Origin of the sequence: Gelidibacter sp. (assembly GCF_039916245.1) — a bacterium.
Classification (GTDB): domain Bacteria; phylum Bacteroidota; class Bacteroidia; order Flavobacteriales; family Flavobacteriaceae; genus Gelidibacter.
On sequence record NZ_JBDSLS010000179.1, the window covers coordinates 1 to 2,772 of the forward strand.

Genomic DNA, 2,772 nt, shown 5'->3' on the forward strand with positions numbered 1-2,772 from the left:
CAATAACTTTAGGATCATCTCCAACTTTAATAAGTCCGATAAAAATAAAACCTTTATAATCTAAACCATCTTTTTGAAGTCCTTCAATTGTCGGTTTGACCACACGTTCCTCAATTTTGCTTAAAAAGGATTCCGTAGCAAATGGCACAGGCGAAACGGCGCCCATTCCACCGGTATTTAAACCTGTATCACCTTCGCCAATACGTTTATAATCTTTGGCGGTTGGTAAAATTTGGTAGTTTTTTCCATCACTTAAGACAAAACAGCTGAGTTCAATGCCATCTAAAAACTCTTCAATAACAACTTTGTTGCTGGCTGATCCAAATTTGGCATCCACCAACATACTTTTAAGTTCTGCTTTGGCTTCGTTGATGTCATTTAAGATCAAAACTCCTTTCCCAGCTGCCAATCCATCTGCTTTTAAAACATAAGGTGGTTTTAAGGTTTCCAAAAACTCGTATCCAGCTTCTAAAGAAGAGGCGTCAAAGCTTTGGTAAGCTGCGGTAGGGATATTATGGCGAAATAAAAACTCCTTGGCAAACTCTTTACTGCCTTCCAATTGAGCTGCCGCTTTTTGAGGTCCAATGACCGATACGTTTTTTAATTCGGCATCATTTAGAAAAAAATCATGAATACCCGCTACCAAAGGATCTTCTGGACCAACAACCACCATTTGGATCTGTTTTTCGAGAACCAACGTCTTGATCGCTTTAAAATCAGTGACTTTAAGATCGATATTTTCAGCTATTTCTGCAGTTCCAGAATTTCCTGGCGCAACAAATAGTTTTGTACATAATGGACTTTGAGCGAGTTTCCAAGCGAAAGTATGTTCCCTTCCACCGGAACCGAGAATTAAAATGGTCATGTTTTTGTGTTTGTTGCAAAAATAAAGTTTATGCCATGAAAACAATAATATTTTTGATGATTAAATTAATAATAGAATCAAGACCGCTGCGCTTCTAGAATCAAGAACAAAGACTTAAACCGTAAAGAGCTAAAACATACCTGCCAGATAAGCTTTCTGATGGAATCTCGAAGGTCAAAATTATTATGCCTTTGTAATATTTCAAAAAAAACCATTGACCACACGACTAGAATCAGGCGACGCAGGCACGGCAGTAAAAAATCTAAAGGAACTAATAAACGCATAAATTCTCATTGGAGAACCACCGGATTGTATCTATAATGTTCGCGATTGATTTTATGTGGGAGTTCATTAAATTTCTTTACTTTACATTTGATATATAATGAGGCACGAATTGAATTTATTTGACTTTTCGCTAAAAATGAACGGATTTCCAATTAAGGAAGCACGGTCTGTTTTGAGTTCAATTCAAAATCTTAATGAAGTTGAGTTCCAGAACTACCTTGAAAAACAAAAAGAACAGCTTGTCAATTTTCATCTAAAACATAATCCCTTTTATAAATCTATTTTCAAAACTTCTAAGTTCTTGACCTGGGACGCTGTTCCCATCATGACAAAAAGTGATTTACAACAACCTTTGGTCGATAGATTATCTGAAGTGTTTTCACCAAAAAATGTCTATGTGAACAAAACCTCCGGGTCTTCTGGAGATCCTTTTGTATTTGCTAAGGACAAGTTTTGTCATGCACTTACTTGGAGCGTCATTCAAGACCGATTTGGATGGTTCGATCTCGATTTTAATAGTTCTCTACAGGCTCGGTTTTACGGAATTCCTTTGGATAAAAAAGGATATTACAAAGAACGTTTTAAAGATGCTTTGAGCAGGAGATTTCGATTCTCAGTCTATGATTTAAGCGATGCTGCTTTTGAGAAGCACTTAAAAAAATTCAAAAACACAAACTTTGATTATATCAATGGTTATACCAGTTCGATCGTTCAATTCGCTAAGTTTTTAGAGCAAAAGGAATTGGTTTTAAAAACCATCTGTCCCACTTTGAAAGCTTGTGTCGTCACTTCAGAAATGTTGTTTGAAAACGATAAACATCTCATGGAAAAGCAATTTGGTATCCCCGTGATCAATGAATATGGCGCGTCTGAACTGGATTTGATTGCTTTTCAGAACCCAAAAGATGAGTGGACTGTTAATAGTGAAACTCTTTTTGTTGAAATTGTGGATGAAAACAATCAGGTTTTGCCTTACGGCGAAGAAGGCCGTGTCATCATTACTTCATTATACAACAAGGCACACCCGTTTATAAGGTATGATATTGGTGATATTGGAATTCTATCCAAAGAAAGTACGCTTCAAAAACCTCAGCTTCAAAAATTAATTGGTCGGACTAATGATATTGCCATATTGCCAAGTGGAAAAAAGGCGGCTGGACTCACGTTTTATTATATTACCAAAAGTATTGTTGAAGATGATGGCAATGTCAAGGAATTTATAATTGAGCAACTCGATCCTCAAACCTTCAAGATTATATATGTCAGCACTGTGAAATTATCCGATAAACAAATTGGAATTATCATTAAAGAAATGGAAAAGTATCTCGAAAAAGGACTAAGCATTATCTTTGAGCGTCAATCCCAGTTAAAACGCTCAAAATCAGGTAAATTAAAACAATTTTCATCATTATTATAAAAAGTATGACCATTACCATTGTAGCAGGAGCGCGCCCAAATTTCATGAAAATAGCACCGATTATTGAGGCTATAAAACTAAAACAATCAGAAGGTATTGACATGACCTACCAATTGGTGCATACCGGACAACATTATGATAAAAATTTGAGTGACACTTTTTTCGAAGAATTAAACATCCCATTTCCAGATGTCAATTTGAATGT

At 35.9% G+C, this 2,772-nt stretch carries 3 protein-coding genes; 2 read left to right on the top strand and 1 reads right to left on the bottom strand.

Features of this window, described 5'->3' with window-relative positions; genetic code table 11:
* Positions 1–865: phosphoribosylamine--glycine ligase (gene purD, locus ABIQ28_RS09715; RefSeq protein ID WP_348036721.1), on the bottom strand; the 865-nt coding region annotated here is incomplete at its 3' end.
* A gap of 421 nt (positions 866–1,286) precedes the next feature.
* Between purD and ABIQ28_RS09720 the strand changes: the two genes are divergently transcribed.
* Positions 1,287–2,567, top strand: coding sequence for a phenylacetate--CoA ligase family protein (locus tag ABIQ28_RS09720; protein WP_348036723.1), 1,281 nt, complete (start codon positions 1,287–1,289; stop codon positions 2,565–2,567).
* A gap of 5 nt (positions 2,568–2,572) precedes the next feature.
* On the top strand, positions 2,573–2,772 hold a 200-nt coding region (locus ABIQ28_RS09725), incomplete at its 3' end, for a UDP-N-acetylglucosamine 2-epimerase (RefSeq protein WP_348036726.1).